At 73.3% G+C, this 24,335-nt stretch carries 30 protein-coding genes; 14 read left to right on the forward strand and 16 right to left on the reverse strand.

The window, feature by feature from the left end; genetic code table 11:
• Positions 1-58: 58 nt before the first annotated feature.
• From ABD52_RS09650 to ABD52_RS09660, 3 genes are read left to right on the forward strand one after another with little or no spacing between them, the layout of a single operon-like run.
• Positions 59-904 carry an SDR family oxidoreductase gene (locus ABD52_RS09650; RefSeq protein ID WP_235437430.1) on the forward strand — a complete coding sequence of 282 codons (846 nt, stop codon included), beginning with the start codon at positions 59-61 and terminating at the stop codon, positions 902-904.
• Positions 905-940: 36 nt separating this feature from the next.
• Positions 941-1,138 carry a hypothetical protein gene (locus ABD52_RS09655; protein ID WP_013283252.1) on the forward strand — a complete coding sequence of 66 codons (198 nt, stop codon included), beginning with the start codon at positions 941-943 and terminating at the stop codon, positions 1,136-1,138.
• Between the two features lie 59 nt (positions 1,139-1,197).
• Positions 1,198-1,746: a YbaK/EbsC family protein gene (locus ABD52_RS09660; RefSeq protein ID WP_013473323.1), complete on the forward strand. Its 549-nt coding sequence runs from the start codon at positions 1,198-1,200 to the stop codon at positions 1,744-1,746.
• A gap of 36 nt (positions 1,747-1,782) precedes the next feature.
• Here the strand turns inward: ABD52_RS09660 and ABD52_RS09665 are convergent, their stop codons facing one another.
• From ABD52_RS09665 to ABD52_RS09680, 4 genes are all read right to left on the reverse strand, one after another.
• Entirely contained in the window at positions 1,783-2,415 is a 633-nt protein-coding gene (locus tag ABD52_RS09665) for a DsbA family protein (protein WP_047891605.1), read from the reverse strand.
• 20 nt (positions 2,416-2,435) lie between these two features.
• Positions 2,436-2,861: a SufE family protein gene (locus tag ABD52_RS09670; protein ID WP_013283255.1), complete on the reverse strand. Its 426-nt coding sequence runs from the start codon at positions 2,859-2,861 to the stop codon at positions 2,436-2,438.
• A gap of 78 nt (positions 2,862-2,939) precedes the next feature.
• On the reverse strand, positions 2,940-3,359 hold the full coding sequence (locus ABD52_RS09675) for a CBS domain-containing protein (RefSeq protein ID WP_013283256.1): 420 nt from the start codon (positions 3,357-3,359) through the stop codon (positions 2,940-2,942).
• 54 nt (positions 3,360-3,413) lie between these two features.
• Entirely contained in the window at positions 3,414-5,183 is a 1,770-nt protein-coding gene (locus ABD52_RS09680) for a proline--tRNA ligase (protein ID WP_047891606.1), read from the reverse strand.
• 174 nt (positions 5,184-5,357) lie between these two features.
• On the opposite strand from ABD52_RS09680, the gene ABD52_RS09685 reads away from it, so the two are divergent.
• Complete coding sequence (locus tag ABD52_RS09685; protein WP_013283258.1) at positions 5,358-5,732, forward strand: VOC family protein; 375 nt, start codon at positions 5,358-5,360, stop codon at positions 5,730-5,732.
• A gap of 24 nt (positions 5,733-5,756) precedes the next feature.
• On the opposite strand, the gene ABD52_RS09690 is transcribed toward ABD52_RS09685, so the two are convergent.
• The 4 genes from ABD52_RS09690 to ABD52_RS09705 are packed head-to-tail and all read right to left on the reverse strand — an operon-like array spanning position 5,757 to position 8,054.
• Complete coding sequence (locus tag ABD52_RS09690; RefSeq protein ID WP_013283259.1) at positions 5,757-6,521, reverse strand: ABC transporter permease; 765 nt, start codon at positions 6,519-6,521, stop codon at positions 5,757-5,759.
• Positions 6,518-7,330: an ABC transporter ATP-binding protein gene (locus ABD52_RS09695; RefSeq protein WP_030269593.1), complete on the reverse strand. Its 813-nt coding sequence runs from the start codon at positions 7,328-7,330 to the stop codon at positions 6,518-6,520. Before ABD52_RS09695 ends, ABD52_RS09690 begins: the two co-directional genes overlap by 4 nt.
• A complete protein-coding gene (locus ABD52_RS09700; RefSeq protein WP_013283261.1) occupies positions 7,327-7,704 on the reverse strand; it encodes a DUF1048 domain-containing protein in 378 nt (125 codons plus the stop codon). The genes ABD52_RS09695 and ABD52_RS09700 overlap by 4 nt, the downstream gene beginning before the upstream one ends.
• Positions 7,705-7,706: 2 nt before the next feature.
• Complete coding sequence (locus tag ABD52_RS09705) at positions 7,707-8,054, reverse strand: PadR family transcriptional regulator (protein ID WP_013473327.1); 348 nt, start codon at positions 8,052-8,054, stop codon at positions 7,707-7,709.
• A 120-nt stretch (positions 8,055-8,174) separates the two neighbouring features.
• Here ABD52_RS09705 and ABD52_RS09710 point away from each other — a divergent pair, with 120 nt between their 5' ends.
• Positions 8,175-8,942 carry a class I SAM-dependent methyltransferase gene (locus tag ABD52_RS09710; protein WP_047891607.1) on the forward strand — a complete coding sequence of 256 codons (768 nt, stop codon included), beginning with the start codon at positions 8,175-8,177 and terminating at the stop codon, positions 8,940-8,942.
• Here the strand turns inward: ABD52_RS09710 and ABD52_RS09715 are convergent.
• Complete coding sequence (locus ABD52_RS09715; protein WP_047891608.1) at positions 8,917-9,111, reverse strand: DUF397 domain-containing protein; 195 nt, start codon at positions 9,109-9,111, stop codon at positions 8,917-8,919. The two genes, ABD52_RS09710 and ABD52_RS09715, sit on opposite strands and share 26 nt — an antisense overlap.
• Positions 9,102-9,905: a helix-turn-helix transcriptional regulator gene (locus ABD52_RS09720; protein WP_047891609.1), complete on the reverse strand. Its 804-nt coding sequence runs from the start codon at positions 9,903-9,905 to the stop codon at positions 9,102-9,104. Before ABD52_RS09720 ends, ABD52_RS09715 begins: the two co-directional genes overlap by 10 nt.
• 86 nt (positions 9,906-9,991) lie before the next feature.
• Between ABD52_RS09720 and ABD52_RS09725 the strand changes: the two genes are divergently transcribed.
• From ABD52_RS09725 to ABD52_RS09745, 5 genes are all read left to right on the forward strand, one after another.
• The gene (locus ABD52_RS09725) at positions 9,992-10,336 is read left to right on the forward strand and encodes a hypothetical protein (RefSeq protein ID WP_041798731.1); all 345 of its coding nucleotides are present in this window, start codon (positions 9,992-9,994) and stop codon (positions 10,334-10,336) included.
• A complete protein-coding gene (locus ABD52_RS09730) occupies positions 10,333-10,890 on the forward strand; it encodes a putative immunity protein (protein ID WP_030269600.1) in 558 nt (185 codons plus the stop codon). The genes ABD52_RS09725 and ABD52_RS09730 overlap by 4 nt, the downstream gene beginning before the upstream one ends.
• Entirely contained in the window at positions 10,887-11,402 is a 516-nt protein-coding gene (locus tag ABD52_RS09735) for a putative immunity protein (RefSeq protein ID WP_047891610.1), read from the forward strand. The genes ABD52_RS09730 and ABD52_RS09735 overlap by 4 nt, the downstream gene beginning before the upstream one ends.
• A 116-nt stretch (positions 11,403-11,518) precedes the next feature.
• Positions 11,519-12,049, forward strand: a complete 531-nt coding sequence (locus tag ABD52_RS09740) for a SigE family RNA polymerase sigma factor (protein ID WP_047891611.1) — start codon at positions 11,519-11,521, stop codon at positions 12,047-12,049.
• Positions 12,046-13,215, forward strand: coding sequence for a WD40 repeat domain-containing protein (locus ABD52_RS09745; RefSeq protein ID WP_047891612.1), 1,170 nt, complete (start codon positions 12,046-12,048; stop codon positions 13,213-13,215). The genes ABD52_RS09740 and ABD52_RS09745 overlap by 4 nt, the downstream gene beginning before the upstream one ends.
• Before the next feature lie 53 nt (positions 13,216-13,268).
• On the opposite strand, the gene ABD52_RS09750 is transcribed toward ABD52_RS09745, so the two are convergent.
• Entirely contained in the window at positions 13,269-14,672 is a 1,404-nt protein-coding gene (locus ABD52_RS09750; RefSeq protein WP_047891613.1) for a PQQ-like beta-propeller repeat protein, read from the reverse strand.
• 19 nt (positions 14,673-14,691) lie between these two features.
• Positions 14,692-16,173 (reverse strand): hypothetical protein, encoded by a 1,482-nt coding sequence (locus tag ABD52_RS09755; RefSeq protein WP_047891614.1) that lies wholly within the window; start codon positions 16,171-16,173, stop codon positions 14,692-14,694.
• Positions 16,174-16,428: 255 nt separating this feature from the next.
• Here ABD52_RS09755 and ABD52_RS09760 point away from each other — a divergent pair, with 255 nt between their 5' ends.
• Genes ABD52_RS09760 through ABD52_RS09770 form a run of 3 tightly spaced genes read left to right on the forward strand, consistent with a single transcriptional unit; the run spans position 16,429 to position 18,591 of the window.
• Positions 16,429-17,199, forward strand: coding sequence for an SGNH/GDSL hydrolase family protein (locus ABD52_RS09760; protein WP_013473339.1), 771 nt, complete (start codon positions 16,429-16,431; stop codon positions 17,197-17,199).
• A 2-nt stretch (positions 17,200-17,201) separates the two neighbouring features.
• Positions 17,202-17,648 (forward strand): hypothetical protein, encoded by a 447-nt coding sequence (locus tag ABD52_RS09765; protein WP_047891615.1) that lies wholly within the window; start codon positions 17,202-17,204, stop codon positions 17,646-17,648.
• Positions 17,649-17,688: 40 nt separating this feature from the next.
• The gene (locus ABD52_RS09770; protein ID WP_013283276.1) at positions 17,689-18,591 is read left to right on the forward strand and encodes a sulfurtransferase; all 903 of its coding nucleotides are present in this window, start codon (positions 17,689-17,691) and stop codon (positions 18,589-18,591) included.
• Positions 18,592-18,672: 81 nt separating this feature from the next.
• On the opposite strand, the gene ABD52_RS09775 is transcribed toward ABD52_RS09770, so the two are convergent.
• The 3 genes from ABD52_RS09775 to ABD52_RS09785 are packed head-to-tail and all read right to left on the reverse strand — an operon-like array spanning position 18,673 to position 21,009.
• Entirely contained in the window at positions 18,673-19,866 is a 1,194-nt protein-coding gene (locus ABD52_RS09775; protein WP_047891616.1) for a hypothetical protein, read from the reverse strand.
• On the reverse strand, positions 19,863-20,393 hold the full coding sequence (locus tag ABD52_RS09780) for a SigE family RNA polymerase sigma factor (protein ID WP_013283278.1): 531 nt from the start codon (positions 20,391-20,393) through the stop codon (positions 19,863-19,865). The genes ABD52_RS09775 and ABD52_RS09780 overlap by 4 nt, the downstream gene beginning before the upstream one ends.
• 16 nt (positions 20,394-20,409) lie before the next feature.
• Complete coding sequence (locus ABD52_RS09785) at positions 20,410-21,009, reverse strand: TetR family transcriptional regulator (protein ID WP_013283279.1); 600 nt, start codon at positions 21,007-21,009, stop codon at positions 20,410-20,412.
• A gap of 91 nt (positions 21,010-21,100) precedes the next feature.
• Here ABD52_RS09785 and ABD52_RS09790 point away from each other — a divergent pair, with 91 nt between their 5' ends.
• Entirely contained in the window at positions 21,101-22,246 is a 1,146-nt protein-coding gene (locus tag ABD52_RS09790; protein ID WP_047891617.1) for an NAD(P)/FAD-dependent oxidoreductase, read from the forward strand.
• Positions 22,247-22,262: 16 nt separating this feature from the next.
• On the opposite strand, the gene ABD52_RS09795 is transcribed toward ABD52_RS09790, so the two are convergent.
• Positions 22,263-24,335 carry an ATP-binding protein gene (locus tag ABD52_RS09795; protein WP_082171261.1) on the reverse strand — a complete coding sequence of 691 codons (2,073 nt, stop codon included), beginning with the start codon at positions 24,333-24,335 and terminating at the stop codon, positions 22,263-22,265.

The raw sequence follows: 24,335 nt of genomic DNA on the forward strand, positions 1-24,335 counted from the left end.
CGGAGCCGTCGCATTGACACGCCCCGCCTGCCCGGTCTGCGCCCATCCCGTCGATCAGATGCGACGAAGCCTCGGCGTTATCGCCGCGTACCCGTGCCTGCACTGGCTCACCCCGGCGCAGGCGATGCGGGTGCTGGTGACCGGGGCGACCGGGCGGCTCGGGCGGGTGGCGGTGCCGCGGCTGCGGGACGAGGGCTTCACGCTGCGCGCGATGAGCCGCGGACCGCGTACCGGGGACGGGGTCGAGTGGGTGACCGCCGACCTGGCCACCGGCGCCGGGCTGGCGGAGGCGGTCGCCGGGGTGGACGCGGTGCTGCACCTGGCTTCGTCGCCGCAGCGGCGCACCCACGACATCGACGTGCTCGGCACCCGCCGGCTCGCGGTGGCGGCCGGTCACGCCGGGGTACGTCACCTGGTCTTCGTGTCGATCGTCGGCGTCGACCGGGTGCCGCTCGGCTACTACCGGCACAAGCTCGCGGCTGAGCAGGTCGTGGCCGCCGGACCGGTGCCGTGGAGCGTGTTGCGGGCGACCCAGTTCCCGGAGTTCCTGGAAGGGCTGCTCAGCGGCGCGAGCCGCCTCGGCCCGGTGATCGGGGACCGGGCCGTGCTCGCCCAGCCGGTCGACCCCGGTGAGGTGGCGGACCGGCTCGCCGTCCTGCTGCTGGCCGGGCCGTCGAACCGGGTGGAGGACTTCGGCGGACCGGAGGTGCTGCGCTACGACGAGGCGGCCCGTGCCTGGCTCGCGGCGCGCCGGGTACGCCGTCCGCTGCTGCCGGTCCGGATCCCCGGCCGGCTCGGACGGGAGCTGCGCGCGGGTGGTCTCACCACGACCGCCACGCCGACCGGCGCCCGGACCTGGGCCGACCACCTCGCTGACACGTACGGGGGAACCGCCGGAAGATGAGAAACGGTCGGGTCCGCACCGGCCTACGGTGACCGCATGCTGGTCTTCGTCGCCACAGTGGTCCTGTACGTCTTCGGTTTCGTCTTCCTCTACGGCGTGATCCGGGTCGGCGTCCGGCACGGCATCGAGGACGCCGAGGCGAACCGTCCCGAGGTGCTGCGCCGCCGGCAGCTCACCACGACCGAGAGCCGGGACTTCGCGCAGGAGAACGCGTTCCTCACCAATCCCAACTGAAGGGCGGGAGCGGGGTCCGGCCGGTCGATCCGCCGGGCGGGTGCGAGGATCGCGGCATGATGGGGACGCTGAAGACGGAGCCGGCCCGCACCCGGCTCGACCTGCTCGCCCCGCCGGTCGCCGCGGCCCTGCAGGATTGGCCGGCCGAGGCCCCGGTGGACGTGGACGACGTACTGGTCGCCCCGATCGACGCCGACCTGGCCGACACCGCTGCCTTCTGCGAGGCGTACGGGGTGGGGCTGGAGGAGTCGGCCAACTGCGTGGTGGTCGCCGGCAAGCGCGGCGGCGAGACCCGGTACGCGGCCTGTGTCGTGCTCGCCACCACCCGCGCCGACGTCAACGGTGTGGTCCGCAAGCTGCTCGACGTGCGCAAGGCGAGCTTCGCGCCGATGGCCGAGGCGGTCGAGTCGAGCGGCATGGAGTACGGCGGCATCACGCCGATCGGCCTGCCGGCGGACTGGCCGATCCTCGTCGACTCCCGGGTGATCGCCACGCCGCACGTGATCATCGGTTCGGGCGTACGGCACAGCAAGATCGCCCTGCCCGGGCCGGCGCTCGGCGCGCTGCCCGGGGCGAGGGTGGTGGAGGACCTGGCCAGGCCGGCCTAGGTCCTCATCCGCATCGATCTTGTTCCACGTGAAACATCAGGCTGCCGCTTCGCGCTGCGCCACCTCGCGCAGCGCGGCGAGCAGCGTCTCCGGCTCCTGGGCGCCGGTGACCGCATACTTTCCGTCCAGCACGAAGGTCGGCACGCTGGAGACGCCGAGCTGGTGGGCGGTGCTCAGGTCGGCGGCGACCTCCCGGCGGCCCAGGTTCGACTCCAGGTACTGCCGCGCCTCGGTCTCGTCCAGCCCGGCCTCGCCGGCCAGCGTGACGAGCGCGTCGATCGAGCCGACGTCGACGCCGTCGTGGAAGTGCGCCCGGTAGAGCCGCTCGACCATCTCGGCGGAGCGCCCGTGCTCGGTGGCGAAACGCACCAGCCGGTGCGCGTCGAACGTGTTCGCGGCCACCGCCCGGTCGAACCGCAGGTCCAGGCCCGCGCCCGCGGCGACGCCCGTCACGTGCGCGGCCATGCCCTCGGCCTTGTCCCGCCCGCCGAACTTGTCGCCGAGCGCCTCCAGCAGCGGCTTCGGCTCGGTGACCGGAGTCGGGTCCAGCTGGAACGGCCGGAACCGGACGTTCACCTCGCCGTCGTACGACTCCAAGGCCTGTTCCAGCCGGCGCTTGCCGATCCAGCACCAGGGGCAGACCACGTCGGCGTAGATCTCGATGTCCATGACCAGCGACAACCCGCGGGTCAGGAGATCTGTTCCCGGACCTGGCGCTTGAGCCGGGCCAGGATGGCGGTGCCGCCGCGTACGCGCAGCGGGCTGATCGCCTGCGCCAGGCCCATCCGCTGGTAGAGGTCGTCCGGTACGGCGAGCACCTCCTCGGCGCTCGCCCCGGCCAGCCCTTCGGCGAGGATGCCGGCGAACGCCCGGGTGGTGGGCGCCTCCGGCGGGCAGTCGAACACAGTGCTCACGGTCTTGTCCGCGTTCACCTCGGCGCGCAGGAAGAACGCAGTCTGGCACTCGGGGACCTGCTCCAGTTCCTCCCGGTTCACACCCTCGGGCAGGGGCGGGATCACGTCCGCGAACTCCAGCAGCATCTCCAGGACGACGTCGCGGGGCGCGGCGGCGAACTCGTCGACGATCTCGGCCAGCTTGGTCGGCATCTCGGGCATGGGTCGAGGCTATCCGCCGCCGCGCGTCGCCACCCGGCGGTGCCGAGCGGGGCCCCGCCGCACGTGCGGAGCCCGCGCTCACACGTTCGGCGCGGCCTCGCTGATGTCGCTGAGTGCCGAGTGGGGGTCGAGCTGCATGGCGAGGTCACCGAGGGAGACGATGCCGACGAGCTTGCGGTCGCTGTCGCACACCAGCACCCGGCGGATGTTGCGCTCGCGCATCAGCGCCGCCGCCTCGTTCGCCGTGCAGTGCTGTTCGATCATCACCACCTCGCGGGTGATGATCGAGCCGATCGTGGTGGTGCCGGGGTCGGCACGCTCGGCCACCGCCCGGACCACGATGTCGCGGTCGGTCAGCATGCCGGCGAGCGTGGCCCCGTCGGTCACCACCACGTCGCCGATGTCCGACTCCTTCATCACCCGGGCCGCCTCGTCCAACGGGGTCTCCGCCGAGAGGTAGACCACCTGCCTGGTCATCACGTCACTGACGCGGAACATGAGAGCCTCCGAACGCTTTGGTCGATCCGTCTGCGGTACCCGGTGGCGCGCTCGCTACACCCCGTCGCGGCGCGTCGCGCCCGCCTCGTCGCGCAGGCGCTCCACGATGGCCTCCACCGGCAGCTCGGTGCGCTCGCCGGTGGCCCGGTCGCGCAGTTCCACGTACCCCTCGGCCAGGCGGCGGCCGACCACGACGACGCGCGGGATGCCGATCAGCTCGGCGTCGGTGAACTTCACCCCGGCGGACACGTGCGTGCGGTCGTCGACCAGCACCCGCAGGCCGGCGGCGGCGAGGCGCCCGCCGAGGTCGAGCGCCGCGTCGAGCTGCGGCCCCTTCCCGGCGGCGATCAGGTGTACGTCGCACGGCGCGACCGCCGCGGGCCAGACCAGCCCCCGGTCGTCGTGGTGCTGCTCGGCCACTGCGGCGACCGCCCGGGACACGCCGATGCCGTAGCAGCCCATCGTGGGCCGGACCGGCTTGCCCTCGGGGCCGAGGACGTCGACCGCGAACGCGTCGGTGTACCGGCGTCCGAGCTGGAAGATGTGCCCGATCTCGATGCCCCGCCGGATGGTCAGCTCGCCGTCGGCGCAGGCAGGGCAGCTGTCGCCGGGCCGCACCTCGGCGGCCTCGATCGTGCCGTCCGGTACGAAGTCGCGCCCGCACACCACGTCGGTGGCGTGCCGGCCCGGCTCGTTCGCGCCGGTCAGCCAGGAGGTGCCGGGCACCACGCGGGGGTCGACCAGGTAGCGGATGCCGTGCTTGGCCAGGATCTGCGGGCCGATGTAGCCGCGGACCAGCTCCGGGTGCGCGTCCCAGTCCTCGAAGACCGCCACTGTGGCCGGGGCGAGCACCGCCTCGACCCGCTTGAGGTCGACCTCGCGGTCGCCGGGCAGGCCGATCACCAGCGGTTCGCCCTGTTCGGCGCCGGCCCGTCGGACGGTGAGGACCACGTTCTTCAACGTGTCGGCGGCGGTCCAGCCGGTGCGCCCGCCCAGCTCCCGGGCCTCGGCCAGCTCAACCAGTGCCGCGATGGTCGGCGTCTCCGGGGTGTCGTGCACCTCGGCAGGCGGGTACGCGTCGGGGTCGCCGGCGGCCGGGGCGCGGGTCACCACCGCCTCGGTGTTCGCCGCGTAGTCGCAGGCGGTGCAGCCGACGAACGTGTCCTCGCCGACCGGCGTGGCGGCCAGGAACTCCTCCGAGGCGGACCCACCCATCGCGCCGGACATCGCGTGGACAGTGGTGAAGTCCAGGCCGAGCCGGGTGAAGACGCGCTCGTAGGCGGCCCGGTGCCGGTCGTACGCCGCCTGGAGCCCGGCCTCGTCCAGGTCGAACGAGTAGGCGTCCTTCATCAGGAACTCGCGCCCGCGCAGCAGACCGGCCCGGGGCCGGGCCTCGTCGCGGAACTTGGTCTGGATCTGGAACAGCGTCACCGGGAAGTCCCGGTACGAGGTGAACAGGTCCTTCACCAGCAGCGCGGCCAGCTCCTCGTGGGTCGGCGCGAGCAGGTGCTCGGCGCCCTTGCGGTCGGCGAGCGTGAAGATGTCGTCCCCGTACTCGGTCCACCGCCCGCTTGTCCGGTACGGCTCGGCCGGGAGCAGCGCCGGGAAGTGCACCTCCTGGTCGCCGATTCCGGTCATCTCGTCCCGCACGATCGCGGTGATCCGGTCCAGCACGAGCTTGCCCAGCGGCAGCCAGGTGTAGCCGCCCGGCGCGGCCCGGCGGACGTAACCGGCGCGCAGCAGCAGCCGGTGGCTCGGCACCTCCGCGTCGGCCGGGTCCTCGCGCAGGGTCCGGAGCAGCAGGGTCGACATGCGCAGCAGCATTGGCGCAGCTTATGGCGCGAGCGGACGACCGGGCGATCCCTTTCCGCGCTCGTGTCGGATCGATCGTCGCCAGCTCGGCGAGGTGGCGGCATCCGACTGGTGTCGATACCGCCACCCCGCCGAGCTGGCGCGGACGGTCCAGCAAACGTCCCGGGGGTCGGGTAGGAATGCGGCATGGCTGAGCGACCGCTGATGAAGCTGACGACCACGGTGCTGGACGCGCCGTCCGCAGAGGACCTGGCCGCGTTCTACGAGCGGCTGCTCGGCTGGTCCCGTCGCGAGGACGAGTCCGACTGGGTGGTGCTTGCTCCGCCGGACGGCGGCACCTGGCTGGCCTTCCAGGACGAGCCGGCCTACGTGCGCCCGGTATGGCCCGCCGGGCCCGGCGACCCGCCGATGATGACCCACCTGGACATCAAGGTCGACGACCTGGAGGCCGCCTCGGCGTACGCGGTGTCGGTGGGCGCGACACTGGCCGACTTCCAGCCGCAGGACGACGTCCGGGTGCACCTCGACCCGGCCGGTCACCCGTTCTGCCTCTACCTGTGACGGGTGACCGGCTCCCACGGCCGGCTAGCTGACCTTGGTGCGGTAGATCGCCGTCGCGGCGGCGTAGGCGGCCAGGAGCAGGCCGGCGCACCAGGCGAGCGCGATCCAGACGTCGTTGCCGACGGGTTGCTGAGCGAAGAGCGCGCGGAGGGTGTTCACGATCGATGTCACCGGCTGGTTGTCGGCGAACCAGGCGACCGGGCCGGGCATCGAGTCGGTGGGGACGAACGCCGAGCTGATGAAGGGCAGGAAGATCAGCGGGTAGCTGAAGGCGCTCGCGCCGTCGACGGTCTTGGCGGACAGGCCCGCGATGACGGCGACCCAGGTCAGGGCGAGGGTGAACAGGATCAGGATGCCGGCTGCGGCGAGCCAGCCGACCACCGATGCGCCCGTCCGGAATCCCATGATCAGGGCGACGCCTGTGACGATCACGAGCGAGGCGAGGTTGGCGACGAGCGAGGTCAGGACATGCGCCCAGAGCACTGAGGGCCGCGGGATCGGCATCGACTGGAAGCGCTCGAAGATGCCGCCCTGCATGTCGAGGAACAGGCGGTACGCCGTGTAGGCGATGCCGGACGCGATCGTGATGAGGAGGATGCCCGGCAGCATGTAGTTGATGTACGACTCGCCGGATCCGGTGTTGATGGCTCCACCGAGCACGTACACGAAGAGCAGCATCAGCGCGACGGGTGTGACCGCCGTGGTGATGATGGTGTCCGGGCTGCGGAGGATGTGCCGCAGGGAACGGCCGGTGAGGGTTCCGGTGTCGCTGAGGACGTGGATGGTCATCGGGATTCCTCTCCTGCGGGCACGGCTGCCTTGTCGGCGGCCCTGGCGGTGTGGCCCACGAGGGCGAGGAAGACGTCCTCAAGGGTCGGCTGCTTCTCGACGTACTCGACCTTCGCGGTCGGGAGGAGCCGCTTCAGCTCGGCGAGAGTGCCGTTCTGGATGATCGTTCCCTCGTGCAGGATCGCGATCCGGTCGGCGAGTTGCTCGGCCTCGTCGAGGTACTGGGTGGTGAGCAGGATGGTGGTGCCGTCCTCGGCGAGCTGCCGCACTGTCCGCCAGACCTCGATGCGGGCCTGCGGGTCGAGGCCGGTGGTCGGCTCGTCGAGGAACACGACCGGCGGGTTGCCGACGAGACTCATCGCGATGTCCAGCCGCCGGCGCATGCCGCCCGAGTACGTCCCCGCCCGGCGGTTCCCGGCGTCGGTGAGGGAGAAACGGGCCAGCATGTCGTCGGCGACCGCACCCGGATTCCTCAGGTGGCGGAGCTTCGCGACCAGGACCAGGTTCTCCCGGCCGGTGAGCACTTCGTCGACGGCGGCGAACTGGCCGGTCAGGCTGATCGACTTGCGTACCTCGGCGGGAACCGAAGCGACGTCGAAGCCGTGGACGGTCGCGGTGCCGGTGTCCGCCTTGAGCAGCGTCGACAGGATCCGCACGAGCGTGGTCTTTCCGGCGCCGTTCGAGCCGAGCAGAGCGAAGATGCTCCCGGCCGTCACCTCGAGGTCGACGCCCCGCAGCACGTGCAGGTCCTTGTAGGACTTGGTGATGCCCCGAACCCGGATGGCGGGTTCGCGCGTCGCGGTGGTCATGAGTGTTCCTCCCCGCTGTTGCCGGCGGCGGCGTCGATCGCCTTCCGGAGGCGCTCGCGCTCCTTGTCCATCCACTGCCTCCCGGAGTACGCGGACACGAACGTCTCGGCGAACTCGACCGGGTCGTCGCCGACGATCGCGCGGACGGGCGTGTTGTCGGCGACCGCGCGCTCCCAGAGGTCCACGGAGTCGCCGAGCATCGCGACGAGTGTGTTCCCGTCGACGATCCCGCCCTGGTACATGAAGTACCGCTGGAGCGCCTTGGCCGCGCTGCGATGGGGTTCCGGCAGGGCCTCCATGCGGGCCATGTGCCGCTTGTACTGCTTCTTCTGGTCGAGCGATCCGACGAGCGTCTCGATCCACTTCGCGGCCATGCTCATGCTCCTTCGTCGTGCCGGTCGTCGTTGTCACGAAGGTGGTCGATGCGTTCCGCGAGGACGCTCCACGTCCGCCAGAACTCGGCGAGCTGATCCCGCCCCTTTGCGTTGATCGAATACACCTTCCGCGGGGGCCCCTTCTCGGAGGGAACCTTCTCCACGTCCACGAAACCGCGTTGCTCGACGCGGACGAGCAGCGCGTAGATGGTGCCTTCCGCGATGTCCGAGAATCCGCGGTCGCGCAGCCAGGCGGTGATCTCGTAGCCGTACGCGGATCGCCGGGCCAGGATCGCCAGGACGATGCCTTCGAGGGTGCCCTTCAGCATCTCCGTCATCTGGTTGGCCATGTCCTCGTTCCCTCGCTATTGAGCGTCGCTGAGTACCAGTAGAAAGTAACACTAGGTACCGGTAGCTAGCAACGCTTAATACCGGGGATCCCGGAGAACCGCTTCCTCTAAGTTCGGCGGATGACCACCACTCCTTCGGCGCGCGCCGTGAGCCAGTACGCGACGACCACCGGCAACCTGACCGCCCGCATGGCACTGCACTCGTACGGCACCAACCCGCAGGACTGGTTCGCCTGGCTCGGCGAGCGGCTGCCGCTGTCCGGCGACGTGCTGGAGGTGGGCGCCGGCACCGGCGAGCTGTGGCGCCGGGTCGGCCGTCGCGGCCGGCTCACCCTCACCGACTTCTCGCCCGCCATGTGCGCGCGGCTGCGCGAGGTGCCCGGCGCCCGGGTGCTGCGCTGCGACGCCACGCACCTGCCGTTCCGCACCGGCGTCGTTGACGCGGTGATCGCCAACAGCATGCTCTACCACCTGGACGACCCGGACGCCGCGCTGCGCGAGTTCGCCCGGGTGCTGCGCCCCGGCGGGCGGCTCGCCGTCGCCGTGAACGGCCGCGACCACATGGCCGAGCTGAACACGCTCGGCGCGGTGATCGGGCGCCCCGACCTGGCTGTCCGGTTCCACGACCGGAACGACGTGACCGCCGAGACGACACCGGCCCGGGTCGCCGCCCACTTCGACGACGTGACGGTCGAGCGCTACCCGGACGAGCTGGTGGTGCCCGCCGCGGAGCCGATCCTGGCGTACGTCGCCAGCATGATCTGGCCGCTGCCCGCCGCGCAGGAGGCGGCCGCCCGCGCCGCGATCGAGGCCCGCATCGACGCCGAGGGCGCCTTCCGGGTACGCAAGCACACAGTGCTGATCAGCTCGACGCGCGGCGCCCGCTGAGCCGGACGAAGGTGCGCCAGGCGTCGGGCGTGAAGGTGAGCACCGGCCCGGCCGGGTCCTTGCTGTCCCGCACCCCGACCACTCCGGCCAGGTTGTCCGCCACCTCGACACAGTCGCCCTGGGTGCCGCTGCGTGTGGACTTCCGCCAGATCGCTCCGGTCAGCTCCACGAGGTCATCACGTCCTTCATCAGCTCGACCGACTGCCGGCGCGGTAGTGCCTCGCTGCGGACACTCTCCCATCTGGACAGCAGGATAGCCACGTCCTCGTCCTTGTCGACCACGACGCCGCCGAGTTGGTTCTCCAGGTGACCGACCCAGCCGCCGTCTGTGCCCCGGGCCAGCGCGAACGGTCCGACCAAGCCGACGTGCACGGTGACCGAGGCCGGCACGATGTGGATGTCGACGTGCGGGCGCTCGGCGCACTCGACGAGGTGCGCGATCTGCTCGGTCATGAGTCCGCGGTAGCCGTCGTCGGCGCGGCGCAGGACGGACTCCTCGATGACGGCGATGTACTTCGGGCGGCCCGGGTCGGAGAGGATCGACTGCCGGTCCAGACGCACTCCGAGGCGTCGTTCCACCTCGTCATCGGTGATCAGGTCATCCGTCCGGATCATCGCGCGGGCGTAGTTCTCGGTCTGGAGCAGTCCGGGCACCAGGGTCGGCTGGTAGGTGCGCAACTGCTGCGCCTGGCGTTCGGCTTCGAGCCAGGGGCGGAACCAGCTCGGCTGGCCGTCGCGCTCGGCGAGCTTGAGCAGCGACATCAACAGCCCGCCGGTGCCGAGCACCTCGTCGGCCCGGGCGAGGAAGAACCGGTCGAGCGGCCGGTGGCCCAGCTCGACCGCCGACACCTGGGAGCCGGAGAAGTGCACGAGCCTCCCGAACTCCTCCTGGCTCAGCTCGGCCCGCACCCGCAGCCGCCGCAGTTGCGCACGGATCAGCTCGGCGGTCGGCTCGTTCTCCACACGCCCTCCCCAGTCGGCCGGTGGTCTCCCGGCCTCTCCCCGGACCGGCCGTGACGACTTCCGAGAGTAGTGGCCTGCTCAGCAGACTGTCACGCATGAACCTTCCCGTACCGCGGCTCGGGCCGTACCCCGATCGGCCCCGCCCCTACCCGCCGGACCACCCGGCCCACCTGCCGATCCGGCCGCTCTGGCTCTGCCGCGCCTGCGGCGGGCCGTGGCCCTGCGCGCAGGCCCGCCTGCTGCTCAAGGTCGAGTACGCGGACCACCCCGTCGACCTGGCGGTCTACCTGTCCGGGCTCTACCACGAGGCCACCCACGACCTGTTCCGCCTCAACCCGCAGGACGGGCCGACCCCGCGCGAGCTGTTCGAGCGGTTCGTCGGCTGGGGCCCGTACCGGCGCAGCATCACCGATACGATGCCCGCGTCATGACAGCGCCCGGGGACTTCGACCTGACGACGGACGAGCTGCGCGAGGTGGCGCGGTACGCGGTCCGGCACGCGGAGGACGTGCTCCCGGTCTACGAGCGGGCGGTTCCCGGTGACCCGCGTCCCCGCGCGGCTGTCGACGCGGCCTGGACGTTCGCGCGGGGCGCCGCCCGGACGAGACTCCAGCGGGTCACGTCCCTCGACGCGCACCGGGCCGCCCGGTCCGCGCCCACCGAGGCCGCGCGCCTGGCCGCCCGGGCCGCGGGTGACGCCGCCGCGGCCGCGTACCTGCACCCGATCGCGAAGGCCACCCAGGTCGGTCACATCCTGCGGGCGGCCGCCAACGCTGCGCGCGTCGCCGAACTGGAGGCCGGCGGCGACGAGGCCGTCGGGGATTCGCAGGTGGACCGGTCCCGACGGCTCGCCACGCCGGTGCTCGTCGACGTGCTCCGCCGCTATCCGCCGCTGACCGGCGGCGGCAGCCGGGTCGCCCGGCTGATGAGCACTCTGGACCACGACCTGCGCCAGGGCACCGCCGGGCCGGAGGCCGCGTCGTGATCCTGCCGAAGATCCGCGATCCCCGGTTCACGACGATCCGCCGGGGCGGCACTCTCACCGACGAGCACCACCACCTGCTGGCGCTGTGGGCCGCCACCTGCGCCGAGCACGTCCTCGGCCTGTTCGAGGCGGTCCGGCCGGACGACAGCCGCCCACGCGAGGCGATCGAGCACGCCCGCGCCTGGGTGCGGGGCGAGGTCAGGATGATGGAGGCGCGTGCGGCGGGCGGTCACGCCATGGGTGCGGCCCGGGACCTGCGCGGGGTGGCACGCAACGCCGCGTACGCCGCCGGTCAGGCCGCCGTCGTGGCCCACGTGGCCGCCCACGAACTCGGTGCCGCCGCGTACGCGATCAAGGCGGTACGCGCGGCGGCGCCCGCCGGTCTCGGCGAGGCGGCCGGGCGCGACGAGTGCCGGTGGCAGCGCGACCAGCTCCCGGCGGAGATCCGCGACCTGGTCCTGGACGACCAGCGCCTGCGCAACGACATCTGCTGGTCGGTCTTCGACTGCTGACGCCCGGCCGAGGGCTGTCGAGAAAGAGTCACCGGCGGCGGCAACCATGGCGTGCACAGGTGGCGTCTCGGAAGGCGTCACGCTGATGTACCACCTGACCCCAAGGACCGGCTCGTGTGGACCCTCTCCTGAATGAGTTCGACCTGTTCGTCCGAACTCGCACCCCCGCGTTACTGCGATCCGCCTACCTGCTGACCGGCGACCAGCATCTGGCCGAGGATCTCGTCCAGTCCGCCCTCGCCCGTACCCACCGTGCCTGGAACCGGTTGCACGAGACCGGCAACGCGGAGGCGTACACCCGGAAGATCATGTACCACCTGCAGGTCTCCTGGTGGCGGCGCCGCCGGGTGGCCGAGTCGATGCCGGGCGACATGCCCGAGCCGCGCGGAGGCGACTCGGCCCCCGACCACGCCCAGCAGACCACGCTCCGGCTGGCTCTCCGGGCCGCGCTGGCGCGGCTGTCCGCCAAGCAACGGGCCGTGCTGGTCCTGCGGTTCTTCGAGGACCGCACCGAATCCGAGGCCGCCGACCTGCTCGGCGTGACCGTCGGCACCGTCAAGAGCCAGACCTCCAAGGCGCTGGCGAAGCTGCGCAGCGTGGCCCCGGAGCTCGCCGAGCTGTACGTCACGGAAGGAACCGCCCGATGAACCAGGACCGACTGCGTCTCGACCTGTCCGACCTGGCCGAGGAGGTCACCCCGGTCGACCTGCGGGACCGGGCGCTGCGTACCTCGCGGCGGCTCGGCATCCAGCGGGCCGTCGCCACCTCCGCCGCCGCGCTCGTGGTGCTGGCCGCCGCGACCGGGACCGCGCTGGCGATCCGGCCGAACAGCCAGGCGCCCGCACCGGCCGGCCCGTCGGTCACAGTCACCGCCCCGCCGGTCGAGCCGTCCCGTACGCCCTCCACCGATCCGTCCCGCACGTCGTCGACGGCGCCCGACGGCACCACAGACGGTGGGTCCAGCGCCGCCGCGACCTTCGGGCGGATCGTCTACGGCCCGTCCCTGCTGCCGAACGGCGCGTCCTCGACGAGCACCGTCCGTCTCCAGTCGTGGCGCCCGGGCGACGACCCGGTCCGCCTGCTCAGCGTCCCGTATGAGGCGGCGGTGCTCAACGTCGCGGCGTCGCCGGACGGGAAGCGGATGTCGTGGGTCGACGGAGCCGGTGCCGTCTGGGTGTCCGACCTCGACGGCTCGGAGCGGCGCAAGCTCAGGGACGGCGTCGACAACATGTGCTGGTCACCCGTCTGGATGCCGAACTCGCTACAGCTCGTCGTGCGGCTGACCGCCGGCGGCGACACCGGCGTGCTCGACGCCTCCTCCGGGAAGTTCACGAAGGTGACCGGCTTCGACGGCTGCCACGCCGTGTTCGCGGCGGACGGGACACTGGCGTTCGCCGACGGCTCCGACGGCACGATCGTTCTCACCGACCGGAACGGCAAGACGCGACGGACGGTGCCGGACCTGGGCGCGAAGGGCAGCCGGTACGTCTCCTTCGACCTGTCCAGTCTTTCCCCGGACGGCGGACGGATCGCGCTCTTCCGGATCGACCGGAACGGAACTTACGGAGACGCCGCACGGGATCTGCTGGTCAACGCCGTGCTCGACACCCGCACCGGGAAGGAGGTGGCGCTGCCGCTGGAGGGGCGGCAACTGCAGCAGGTCTTCTTCCAGCCGGACGGGTCGATGGTGGTCCGGGTCCGCAGCGGTGGCGGGTACGCGGTGATCCTCGTGGACGCGGCCGGCAAGAAGATCACGGAGCGGGCGGAGCCCTCGGCCCTGCGCGACATGCAGATCGCCGCCGCACTCGGCTGAGGCGATTCGATTCATCGGGGCGGGTCACCGACGGGTGGCCCGCCCCGCGTCGTTCAGCGCAGGACGGTGATCGCCGCGTCCGCGGTGACGTGCTTCCACGGCACCAGCACCACCGTGCCGTCGCGCTCCAGCACCTTCGCGTCGCTGCCCTCGGTGCCGGCCGACAGCGGCGCCTCGGCCAGCACGCTCACCGCGCCGGTGGCCGGGTCGATGCGGACCAGCCGCGGGGCGAGATCCCGCCGGTCGCCCACCTCCCACGCCAGCACGCCCTGCTCGTCGAGGCGGATGAGTTCCACCTCGCCGTCGGTGTGCCCGGCCGACACCCAGCGCCGCTTGCCGGTGGCCAGGTCGATCGCCACCACCTGGTTGGCCTGGCGCATCTTGCCGCCGACGTTCGTCGCCTCGGTGGGCAGGTAGAGCGTGTCCGCGTCGGCCAGGTACGGCCGGATCTCCGGCCCGCTGACCGTGTTGGAGCGGTTGATCGGAAGGTCGCTGAACCGCGTACCGTCGACGGGGTTGCCGAACGTGGCCCGCGCCTTGCCGGCGGCGTCGCGCGCGACGAACGTCTCGCTGACCAGGCCGGGCAGGCTGACCAGCGGGTCGACGCTCAGCACCCCGGCGCTCTGCTGCGCGGCGGGCAGTTTCTGCTGCCAGCGCGGCTTGCCGGTGGCCGGGTCCAGGCCGAGCAGCGCGCCCTGGTCGCCGTCACAGCGCGCGGTGACCACCGCCTGCGTCCCGGCGGCCTGCGCCTGGGTCAGACGGCAGTCGCGACCGGGCAGCAGCCGGTCGGCGTCGGTCTGCCACAGCCGCTTGCCGTCAGCCAGCGAGTAGCCGAGAACGCTCTCGCCGCTGCGCACGACCACCTGCCCGGCGGCCACGGACAGGTCCGGGGCGACGATCTCGGACCGGCCCGTCCGGCGTTCCACCGGGAACGTGGCCCGCCACGTCTGCGTGCCGCCGGCCGCGTCGAAACCGACGAGCGTGTCGCAGGAGTCGGCGGAACCGAGCGCCACCACACCCCGCCCCTCGGCCAGCGTCTGGGCGGCCGCGCACAGCGAGGACGCCTGCGGCGCGGGCACGCCCCACGCCTGGGCGCCGTCGCCGAGCCGGTAGGCGATGATCCCGTCCGGCTGGGCCCGGACCACGGCGTCACCGACCAGCCAGGCGCCGAACATGTCCTGCCCGTCGTACGTCTTCAGCCCGTTGCGCTGCCGCTCCGGGAAGTCCAGCACCCACGCGGTGCGCAGCTTCTTCCCGCCGTCGTCACCGCCGCCGACCAGCCGGGACACGCCGTAGGCGGTGCCGCCCGCGACCGCGAGCACCGCCACCAGGCCACCGGCGACGAGCAACGCCACGCGCCCGCGCCGCTTCGGCGCCGACGGCGGCGCACCGGCCGGACCCGGCCGGCCCACCGGCGGGTACGCGGGCGGCGGGTACTGCTGGTGCTGATAGGTCATCGGTCGTCTCCCGTTTCCGTCAGCCGTCCAGTTCGCGGACGTAGTCGGCCCAGCCGGCCCGGAACTCGTCGAGCGACACGCCGAGCACGTCCCGGGCGGCGCGGTCGGTAGGGGTGCCGGCGTAGACCGCCTCGACGAAGCGGAACAGCTTAGGCTCGCCGTGCTTCTCGGCGAGGTGGTTCATCGCGGTGTGCCCGAGCCAGTAGTGGAAGGTCAGCATCCCGGGGTTGTCCCAGTCGCTGTTGCCGGGCAGCGCGCCGTTCCAGCCGTTGCGGACCATCTGCCGGGACGGCGCGGTACGGTCGCTGGCGGCCAGCGGGCGGCCGTGGAAGGCGATGTACTCGGCGAAGCCCTCCACCACCCACTCGTCGAGCTTGCTGAACTCGTCCACGGCGGCCAGGTCGGTGCGGAGTGTCATCAGGGAGTGCGCGATCTCGTGCCGCAACACCATGTGGGCGTCGTTGTCGCCGCCGGAGCGGGTGAAGTAACGATCGCTGGTGTCCACCACGACGCGGGTGCCGCCGATCGTGTCCTTGCCGTCCCTGCGTTCGGCGGCGACCATGCCCACCGAGTAGCCCGCCTCGGTGGCCTTCTCGGTGCCGATCCGGTAGAGCGAGGTCATCTCGTCCTTGCCGTCGGCGAGCGTGACGACGAACTTGTCCGACAGCGGCTCGGGCGGCGCGTTGGCCCGCCACACGGCCAGGTTGCTCGTCACCGCCTTGTCGACGGCCGGGGCGTACCGCCTCGCCACGCCGGCCCGGGCCGCGTCGGTGATGATCAGGGCGAACGGGGTCCGCTCGACGTGGATCTCCTGCCACTTGTCCCACGGCCCGGGGTAGTAGACGGTCTTCGAGTCGCCGTTGCCGCCGGCCGGCGCGCCGGTCACCGCGGTGACCTGGATGGGCGCGTCCTTGCCGGCGCGGACGATCGTCCAGCGGTACCACTCGGCGACCGGGGCCAGATCGAAGCCGTCGAGCTGGTGCACGAACGAGACGTCGAGCTGGAACGTGACGCCCTGCCCGAAGGCGTCGCCGGCGCGGCCCTGCCGCTCGATGGTCTCGTAGCGGGCCACCGACAGCGGCAGCTTCCCCAGGTTGCGGAACAGCTGGGTCTGCCCGGCGATCAGCTCCTTACGGGCCGGGTCGAACGCGGCCAGGTAGCCGTCCAGGTCCTTCGCCGCCAGCGCCTTGCTGTGCCGGTCGAGCAGGGCGGTCAGCTCGGCGTTCGTGACGGTGACGCCGTTCGCGCCGGCTGCCGCCTTCGGCGCCGGGCCCTCCTCGTCGTCGCCGCGCAGGCCCAGCCCGACGCCGACCGCCGTGCCGGCACAGAGCGCAAGCGCGAGCGCACCCGCCGCGAGCCCGATCCAGAGCCCCCGGCGGGACTTCGGCGCCGCAGGCGGCGGCCCCCACGGTCCCGGCTGCGCGGGCGGCGGTGCTGCGGCGTACCGGGGGTCGGCGTTGCCGGGCGGTGGCCAGCCCGCCGGTGGGTGCCCCTGCGTCATGTGGTTCCTCGCTCGTGCCCGTGTGCGGGACCGGCCGGACGGTTTCGCCCGGCCGGATGACGGCAGACATCATCCCCGGTCCGGACGACTGATTCTGCCCCGCCGGACGTGTCGGACGGATTTGTCCCCTCGGGTGGCTGTCGTGAACAGGACGTCGAGACATCCGCCACGTCCGGCGTCCAGGGTCAGCGGGACCGGTCCGCGCGGTGACAGACTGTGCGACGCACTTCTGCCGGGACGTCTGAGGGAGGCGCCGTGCGCTGGCGCAGCTACGTGGCGGTGGGCGACAGCTTCACCGAGGGCATGGACGACGCGTATCCGGACGGCAGCTACCGGGGCTGGGCCGATCTGGTCGCCACCCGCCTCGCCGCCGAGGCCGGGCCCGACTTCGGGTACGCCAACCTGGCCATCCGCGGCCGGCTGTTCCCCAACGTGGTGGCCGAGCAGGTGCCGTCCGCGCTGGCCATGAAGCCCGACCTGATCAGCTTCGCGGCCGGCGGCAACGACGTGCTGCGCCGCAGCTTCGACCCGGACTCGTTCGTCCCCCGCTTCGACTCGGTCGTGCAGCGGCTGCGGTCCGGCGGCAGCGACGTGGTGCTGTTCCGGTTCGCCGACGTGATGGCCCGGCTGCCCGGCCAGCGGCTGGTGGCCCCCCGGGTCGCGCTGCTCAACCGTGCGGTCGGCGAGGTGGCCGAGCGGCACGGCGCGATCCTGGTCGACCTGTACGCCGACGACACCTACCTCAACCCGCTGCTCTGGAGCACCGACCGGCTGCACCTGTCGGCCGCCGGCCACCGCCGGGTCGCCGCCCAGGTGCTCACCGCGCTCGGCATCGGCTGCGAGGAGGAGTGGCTGATGGTGCCGCCGCATCCGGCGCCCAGCCCGTGGCTCGCCGCGCGCGCCGCCGATCTGCGCTGGGCCGGCCGGCACCTGGCGCCGTGGATCAAGCGCCGGCTGACCGGGCGGTCCTCCGGCGACTTCGTCACCGCCAAGCGGCCGGTGCTCGGGCCGGTCGAGCGCGACTGAGCGTGCGTACCGTCCACGCCGCCGACCTGCTGCGGCTGACACCCGACGACCCACCCCGCGCCGGGCTCGCCGTCGTGGTCACCGGTGACCGGGTCGAGGCGATAGTGCCCACGGCCGAGCTGTCCGGCGCGTACCCCGGGGTGCGGGTGCGGCGGTGGGCCGGCACGCTCGGGCCGGCGCTCGTGCACGACGGCCCGCTCCCCCCGGCGCCCACGCCCCGCGAGCGGGTGCACGCGCTGTTCCGGCTCGGCGTGGCCGCCGTGCTCGACGAGCACGTCACCGACCCGGCGCTGCGTTCCGCCGCGGCCCGCAACGAGGTGGCGGTGCTGCCCGCCGCCCGGCCGCCCGCGCTGGTGACCGGCGGGCGCGCCGACCTCGCCGTGTTCGACGCGGACGGCTCCTGCCTGGCGACAGTGGTCGCCGGCCGCCTGGTGCACCGCCGCGCCTGACCGGCACCGCACCGCGCTGATCCGGCGTACCTTGGGGATCATGCCTGTGCCGAGCGATCCGCATCCCCACCTCCAGTCGTACGCCGACCCGCAGCGCCTGGTCACCACCGAGTGGCTGGCCGAGCACCTGGGCGACGAAGGGCTCGTGGTGGTCGAGTCCGACGAGGACGTGCTCCTCTACGACACCGGCCACATCCCCGGCGCCGTCAAGGTCGACTGGCACACCGAACTCAACGACCAGGTCACCCGCGACTACCTGGACGCCGCGAGCTTCGCCGAGCTGTGCGCGGCCAAGGGCATCGGGCGGGACGACACAGTCGTCTTCTACGGCGACAACTTCAACTGGTGGGCCGCGTACGCCCTCTGGGTCTTCTCCCTCTTCGGTCACCAGGACGTGCGTCTGCTCGACGGCGGCCGGCAGAAGTGGATCGCCGAGGGGCGGGAGCTGACCCGGGACAAGGTGAGCCGGCCCCGCGCCTCGTACCCGGTGCCGGAGCGCAACGACGCGCCGATCCGCGCGTACCGGGAGCAGGTCATGGCGCACGTGGCGGCCGGGCGGCCGCTGGTGGACGTGCGTTCGCCCGGCGAGTACACCGGCGAGATGCTGCACATGCCGGACTACCCGCAGGAGGGCGCGCTGCGTGGCGGGCACATCCCGGGCGCGGTGAGCAAGCCGTGGAAGTCCGCCGCGAACGACGACGGCACGTTCAAGTCCGCCGACGAGCTGCGCGCCATCTACGGCGACCAGCTCGGGCTGAGCCCGTCCGACGACGTGGTCGCGTACTGCCGGATCGGCGAGCGGTCCAGCCACACCTGGTTCGTGCTGCACCACCTGCTCGGGTTCCCGCAGGTGCGCAACTACGACGGCTCGTGGACCGAGTGGGGCAACCTGGTCCGGGCCCCCGTCGTGAAGGGCGACCAGCCCGGCGGCCTGACCCGCTGAGCGTCCCGGCCGGTCCCGCCGTCACCGCGGCGGGACCGGCCGGTTCCGCTGTTACGCCGGTCCGGCCGCGTTCCGCACCGGTCAGCGGGCGGCTATCGACAGCCGGCCGGGGACGTTGCTCGCCACCCAGTCGACGGCGCCGGTCTCCGGCCGCCACCGGGCCAGCCCGGCGTCGTAGCGGAGCAGCACCGCGCCGTCGGCGGTCCAGCCGTACACCTCGCAGCACCCCTTGGTCCGGCCCTCGCGCCCGAGGTCGAGCAGGCGGGTCACCGCGCCGGTGCGGGCGTCCAGCACCGCCACGCCCTCGGCACCGCTCATCGTGCCGGCGGCGCCCGCGGTGGTGGTCCACCCGGCCTGGGCGATCCGGTCGCCGCGCTGCCAGCCCCGCCCGTAGACCTCGTTCAGCTGGTAGCCGGGGGGAAGCTCCCCGGCGGTCACCGGCCGCCGCTCCGGCGCGCCACCGGAGGCGGGGAACCGGCGTACGGCCAGGCCGCCGTCCCCGGACCAGCCGCCCACTGTGAACAGCTCACCGGACCGGGCCGGCTCGGGCACGACGAGCGTCCACGGGTCGACCGCGAGCTTCCGCGCCGACCCGGTGCGCCGGTCCAGCTCGTACGTGGTGTCGTTGTCCCCGACCAGCAGCCGGTCCCCGGCCCAGAGCACGTGTTCCAGGTAGCCGGTGAGCGGATAGCGGCGGACCGCGCCGTCGGTCAGGCCGACCACGACCACCTCACCGGTCTGCGCGAACGCGGCGGTCCGGCCGTCCGGCGACAGGCTGCCCGGCTTCAGTGGAGTGGCCTCGTTGCCCTCGGCGTCGCGGGTGGGCGCGAGCGTCACCACGTCGAGTTCCCGGACCATGCCGTCGTCACCCAGCACCCGGACCGGACCGGCGTCGCCGGTCTCCGGGTCGACCGGCTGGTACAGCGCCAGCGCCCGGTTCACCGGCCGGTCGGAGAGGGCGAAGGCGACCCGGTCGCCGAGCCGGCCCAGCGGGTCGCCCGCCTCGCCGAGCCGGTCCGGGGGCCGCTGCACCACAGGCGCGCTCGGCACCGACGTCACAGTCGGGCGGGGCGGTGCGGCCGGTGGCGGGCCCGAGCGGTGCAGGAGCGCGGTCGTACCGCCGCCGAGCAGGACCACGGCGACGGCCGCGACGCCGGCGGCCCGGCGGGCGCGGCGGACCCGTCCGGCCCGCTCCCATCCTGCCTCGGCCGGCCGGGTCGGCCGGATCTCCTCGGCGGCCCGGGTCAGCAGCCGGGTCAGCTCGGGTTCGCTCACGGGTTCGCCTCCATCCCGGTCACCAGGCCGTCTCCGGACGTGCCGGGGGCGGGTACGACGTCGCGCAGCTTGCGCAGCGCGTCGTGGCACTGGCTCTTGACGGTGCCGACGGTGACGCCGAGCGCCTCGGCGGTGGCGACCTCGGTCAGGTCCTCGAAGTAGCGCAGCACCACGACGGCCCGCTGACGTGGCGGCAGCCGGTCCAGCGCGGCGCGCACGGTGAGCCGCAGCGCCGCGTCGGCGTCGGCACCCGGCCGGTCCGGTGGGTACGCGCTGAGCCACTCCCGGCGTCGGCGCCGCCACCAGGAGACGGCGTCGCGGTAGAGGATGGCGCGCACGTACGCGGCCGGGTCGCCGTCGCGCACCGACGGCCAGCGCAGCGCAAGCTTGAGCAGCGCGTCCTGGAGCAGGTCCTCGGCCTGGTGGCGGTTCCCGCAGATCAGGTACGCGGCGCGCAGCAGCCGGTGCTGGTGCGACTCGACGAAGGCGAGGTAGTCCGCCCGCCCGTCGTCCGCGTCACGCCCCATCCGGCTCCTCCCTCCGTCACCCGCCAGACGCGCGGGACGGGGGCAAAGGTTGGGTCAGGTAGCGCTGAATCGTCGGGCCGACCCAGTCGGCCAGTTCCTCGGGGTCGAGGTCCACCACGGGTGGCAGCCGGACGACGTACCGGGTGAGCGCGAGACCGAGGATCTGACTGGCCACCAGACCGGCCCGGCGGTCGGCGGTCGCCGGGTCGGCACCGGATCGGGCCACCGCGGTGGCGAGCTGGCCGGCGAAGATCCCGCGCATGCGTTCGGCCGCGCCGGGGTTGGTGGCGGCGGCCCGGAGCAGGGCGACGAGTGTCCCGTCCGCCTCCCAGCGGCGTACGAAGTGCCGGGTCAGTGTCTCGCCGAGCCGGTCCGGCGGCACCTCGGCCAGGTCGGGCAGGCGCAGGTCGAACTCGGCCGCCGCGGCGAACAGCCCCTCCTTGCTGCCGTAGTAGCGCATCACCATCGACGGGTCGATGCGGGCGTCGGCGGCGATGGCCCGGATGGTGGCCCGGTCGTAGCCGTCGGCGGCGAAGCGTTCCCGGGCGGCGCGCAGGATGGCCGCCCGGGTGGCGTCCGAGCGGCGGGTGCGGGTGGCGGGTTCGGTCACGTCCACGACTGTATGCCAACGCGTGTTGACATCGGCCCTACAGTGAAGTCAACAAGCGTTGGCAAACAGTTGTTGACCGAGCCCGGAGGTGGAAGCGATGCTGCCCGAACGCACCGACGTCCTCGTGGTGGGAGCCGGGCCGACCGGCCTGGCCGTGGCGGTCACGCTCGCCCGGCACGGGGTGACCGCTACCGTCGTCGACCGGCTCGCCGAGCCGCCGGTCACCTCACGCGCCGCAGTCGTGCACGCCGGCACCCTGGAGGTGCTCGACCGGATCGGGGTCGCCGCGCCGCTGGCCGCGCGAGGGCTGCACTCGGCCCGGTTCAGCGTCCGCGACCGGGACCGGGTGCTGGTCACCGTCCCCTTCGACAGGTTGCCGTCGCGCTACCCGTACGCGCTGCTGATCTCCCAGGCCGAGACCGAGGCGGTGCTCACCGACCAGCTCACCGCGCTCGGCGGGCGCGTGCTGCGGCCGTACGAGATGACCGGCCTGGACCTCGACGGCGACGGCGCCGTCGCCCGCTTCGACGGCGGCCGCGCGGTCCGGGCGCGCTGGGTCGTCGGCGCGGACGGGATGCACAGCCGGGTCCGCGAGCTGGCCGGCATCGGCTTCGGTGGCCCGGCCGACCCCGGGGAGTCGTTCCTGCTCGCCGACGTCCACGTGGACAGCGCGCTCCCGCGCGACCAGGTGAGCCTCTTCCTGTCCCGGCGGGGCCCGCTGGTCTGGGCGCCGCTGCCCGACGGCACGGTCCGGCTGGTCGCCACTGTGGACGACGCGCCGCGCGACCCGCAGACGCACCACTTCCAGGCGCTGCTGGACGAGCGCGGTCCGGCGCGCCGGCCGGACCGGGTCACGGGCATGGCGTGGGCGTCCCGGTTCCGGATCCACCACCGGATCGCGAGCACCTACCGGTCCGGGCCGGTGCTGCTCGCCGGGGACGCGGCGCACGTGCACAGCCCGGCCGGTGGGCAGGGGATGAACCTCGGCCTGCGCGACGCGGTCGCCCTCGGCGACGCGCTCGCCGCCGGCCCGCAGGCCCTCGACGGGTACGCCGCCGACCGCCGCCCCCGCGCCGAGGAGGTGCTCGGTTTCGCCGCCGGGCTGACCCGGCTCGCCGCCGCGCCGCCGGCCGTGCGACCGCTGCGGAATCTGCTGCTCCGGGCGGTCTCCACGCTCCCGCCGCTCCGTCACCGGATCGCCGTTCGCCTGGCCGGCTTCGAGCCCGCGCGGCCCGGTGGCTGACGCGCGGGGTGGGTGATCAGTGCGGTGGCGCGGCGGGCGGGCCGGTGCTCGCTCGGAAGGTCACCCAGACGGCGGCCGTGACCAGGGCGAAGACCGCGGCGGCCGCCCAGGGGACAGGCGTCAGGCCGAACGCCTGGGCGGCGAGACCGGCCAGTACCGCGCCGGCCGGTGCGGCGGCCAGCCCGGCCACCCGCTGTGCCGCGCCCACCCGGCCGAGCAGGTCCGGGGGTACGTGCCGCTGCCCGTACGCCGCCCGCAGGCTGTTCCAGATCGTGGAGCCGGCGGTGAACCCGGCCATCGCGAGGCCGCCGGTCAGCGGGTGCCGGGCCAGCGCGAATCCGGCCAGCGCCAGCGTCTGACCGAGCAGCACGACACGCAGCGTGGGCAGCGTGCCGAAGCGGGCGGCCAGCCGTCCGGCGAACAGCGCGCCGCCCAGCCCGCCCGCGATCGCGCCGGCCGCGAACAGTCCGTACGCCGCCTCCGGCACCCGAAGCACGGCCAGCGCATAGAGCACGAGCACCCGGATCACGTCGCGGACCAGGCCGGTCACGGCGGCGGCCTGCACGCCCTTGCCTGACACGTCGCCGACCACCACGAGCCAGCGGCCGTCCGGCAGCGGGAGCACGTCGTAGAAGTCGCCGCCGACCTCCGCGTCGTCGCCGGTCGGGACGTACTCGGCGGCGAAGCCGATGCCCTCGACCACCGGGAGCACCGGCGGCAGCAGCGACTGCTGGAGCGTCTGGGCGACCCGGCGGCGCTCGGCGTGGATGCGGGCGTTCTCGATGGCGAGGGCGGCGCGGCGGGCCACGTCCTCCAGCACCGAGACCTCGTCCGGGTCGTGCCGGTGCCGCTGGTGCCGGCCCACAGCGAGGGTGCCGAGCCGCTGGCCGCGGGCGATGAGCGGTACGGCGAAGCCCTCCATCGGCCCGCCGAGCGGCACCTGGGCGGCGTTGCGGGACGCCTCGCGCAGCCGGGACTGGATCGAGTCCTGGCCGGTCTCCTGGAGGATCCGGTGCAGCTGCGGCAGCATCGCCTCGTCGGCGTGGCTCGACGCGGCGAGCCGCAGGCGGCCCCACTCGTCGGTGGTGTGCACGGCGCACCACTGGCCGAGCCGGGGCACCACGAGCTGCGGGATGAGCGCCATGGTCAGCTCGACGTCGAGCGACTGGGCGAGCAGTTCACTGGCCTCGGCCAGGAACGTCAGCCAGGTGGAGCGGCGTACGTCGGCGCGGCGCAGCCGGTCGTTCTCCAGGTGCAGCGACAGCCGTTCGGCGGCCAGTACGGCGAGCGGCCGGGCGTACGCCGAGGGCGCCGCGTCCAGCTCCAGCTCACCGGAGTACGGCCGGTGCACGGCGAGTGGGACGCGCAGCAGCTCGTTGCCCTCGCGCGCCGGCCGGCCGTACCGGGCGAAGACCTGGGTGCCGAGTCCGTCGCCCCGGTCCAGCCGGACCGTGCCACCGGCGGCGCCCACCATCTCGGCGACCCGGGTCAGCAGTCCGGTGGCGAACTCGGGCAGCGGCTCGTCGGCGTACGCGTCAGGGGTGAGCTGCATCAGCTCACTCATCGCCGCGGCGCTCGGCGTACCGTCGCCGTTTCCTTCCGGTTCGGCGACGCGCAGTGGGCCGGCCGACGGCCGGGCGGAACCGCCGGGGCCGGGCCGGTCCAGGCGGAACCAGACGCCCTTGCCGGTGGGCAGGTACGTGGTGCCCCACCGGCTGGAGAAGTGGTCGACGAGCAGCAGGCCGCGTCCTCGGGCGGCGACCTCGGTGATGTCGGACGTGGTGTTGCGCACGCCCACGATCAGCTCGTCGACCGGGCCGGAGGCGAAGTCGGTGACTGTCACGGTGAGGCCGTTGCGGTCGGTGTCGACCTCGATGTCCAGTTCGGTACGCGCGTGTTCGACGGCGTTGGTGGTCAGCTCGGTGGTGAGCAGCAGCGCCTCGTTCAGCAGTTCGGGCAGCCGCGCTTCGAGCAGCATGGTGCGGACCAGCGCGCGGGCCGCCGCCGGGGTGCGGCGGTCGGCGGGGAGGCGGACCCGGCGGACGCGCTCGTCCGCGCCGCCGCTAGCAGGCCCTGCCTCCGCTGACAC

The sequence above is a fragment of the Micromonospora sp. RV43 genome, from assembly GCF_001029515.1.
GTDB classification, from domain to species: Bacteria; Actinomycetota; Actinomycetes; order Mycobacteriales; family Micromonosporaceae; genus Micromonospora; species Micromonospora aurantiaca.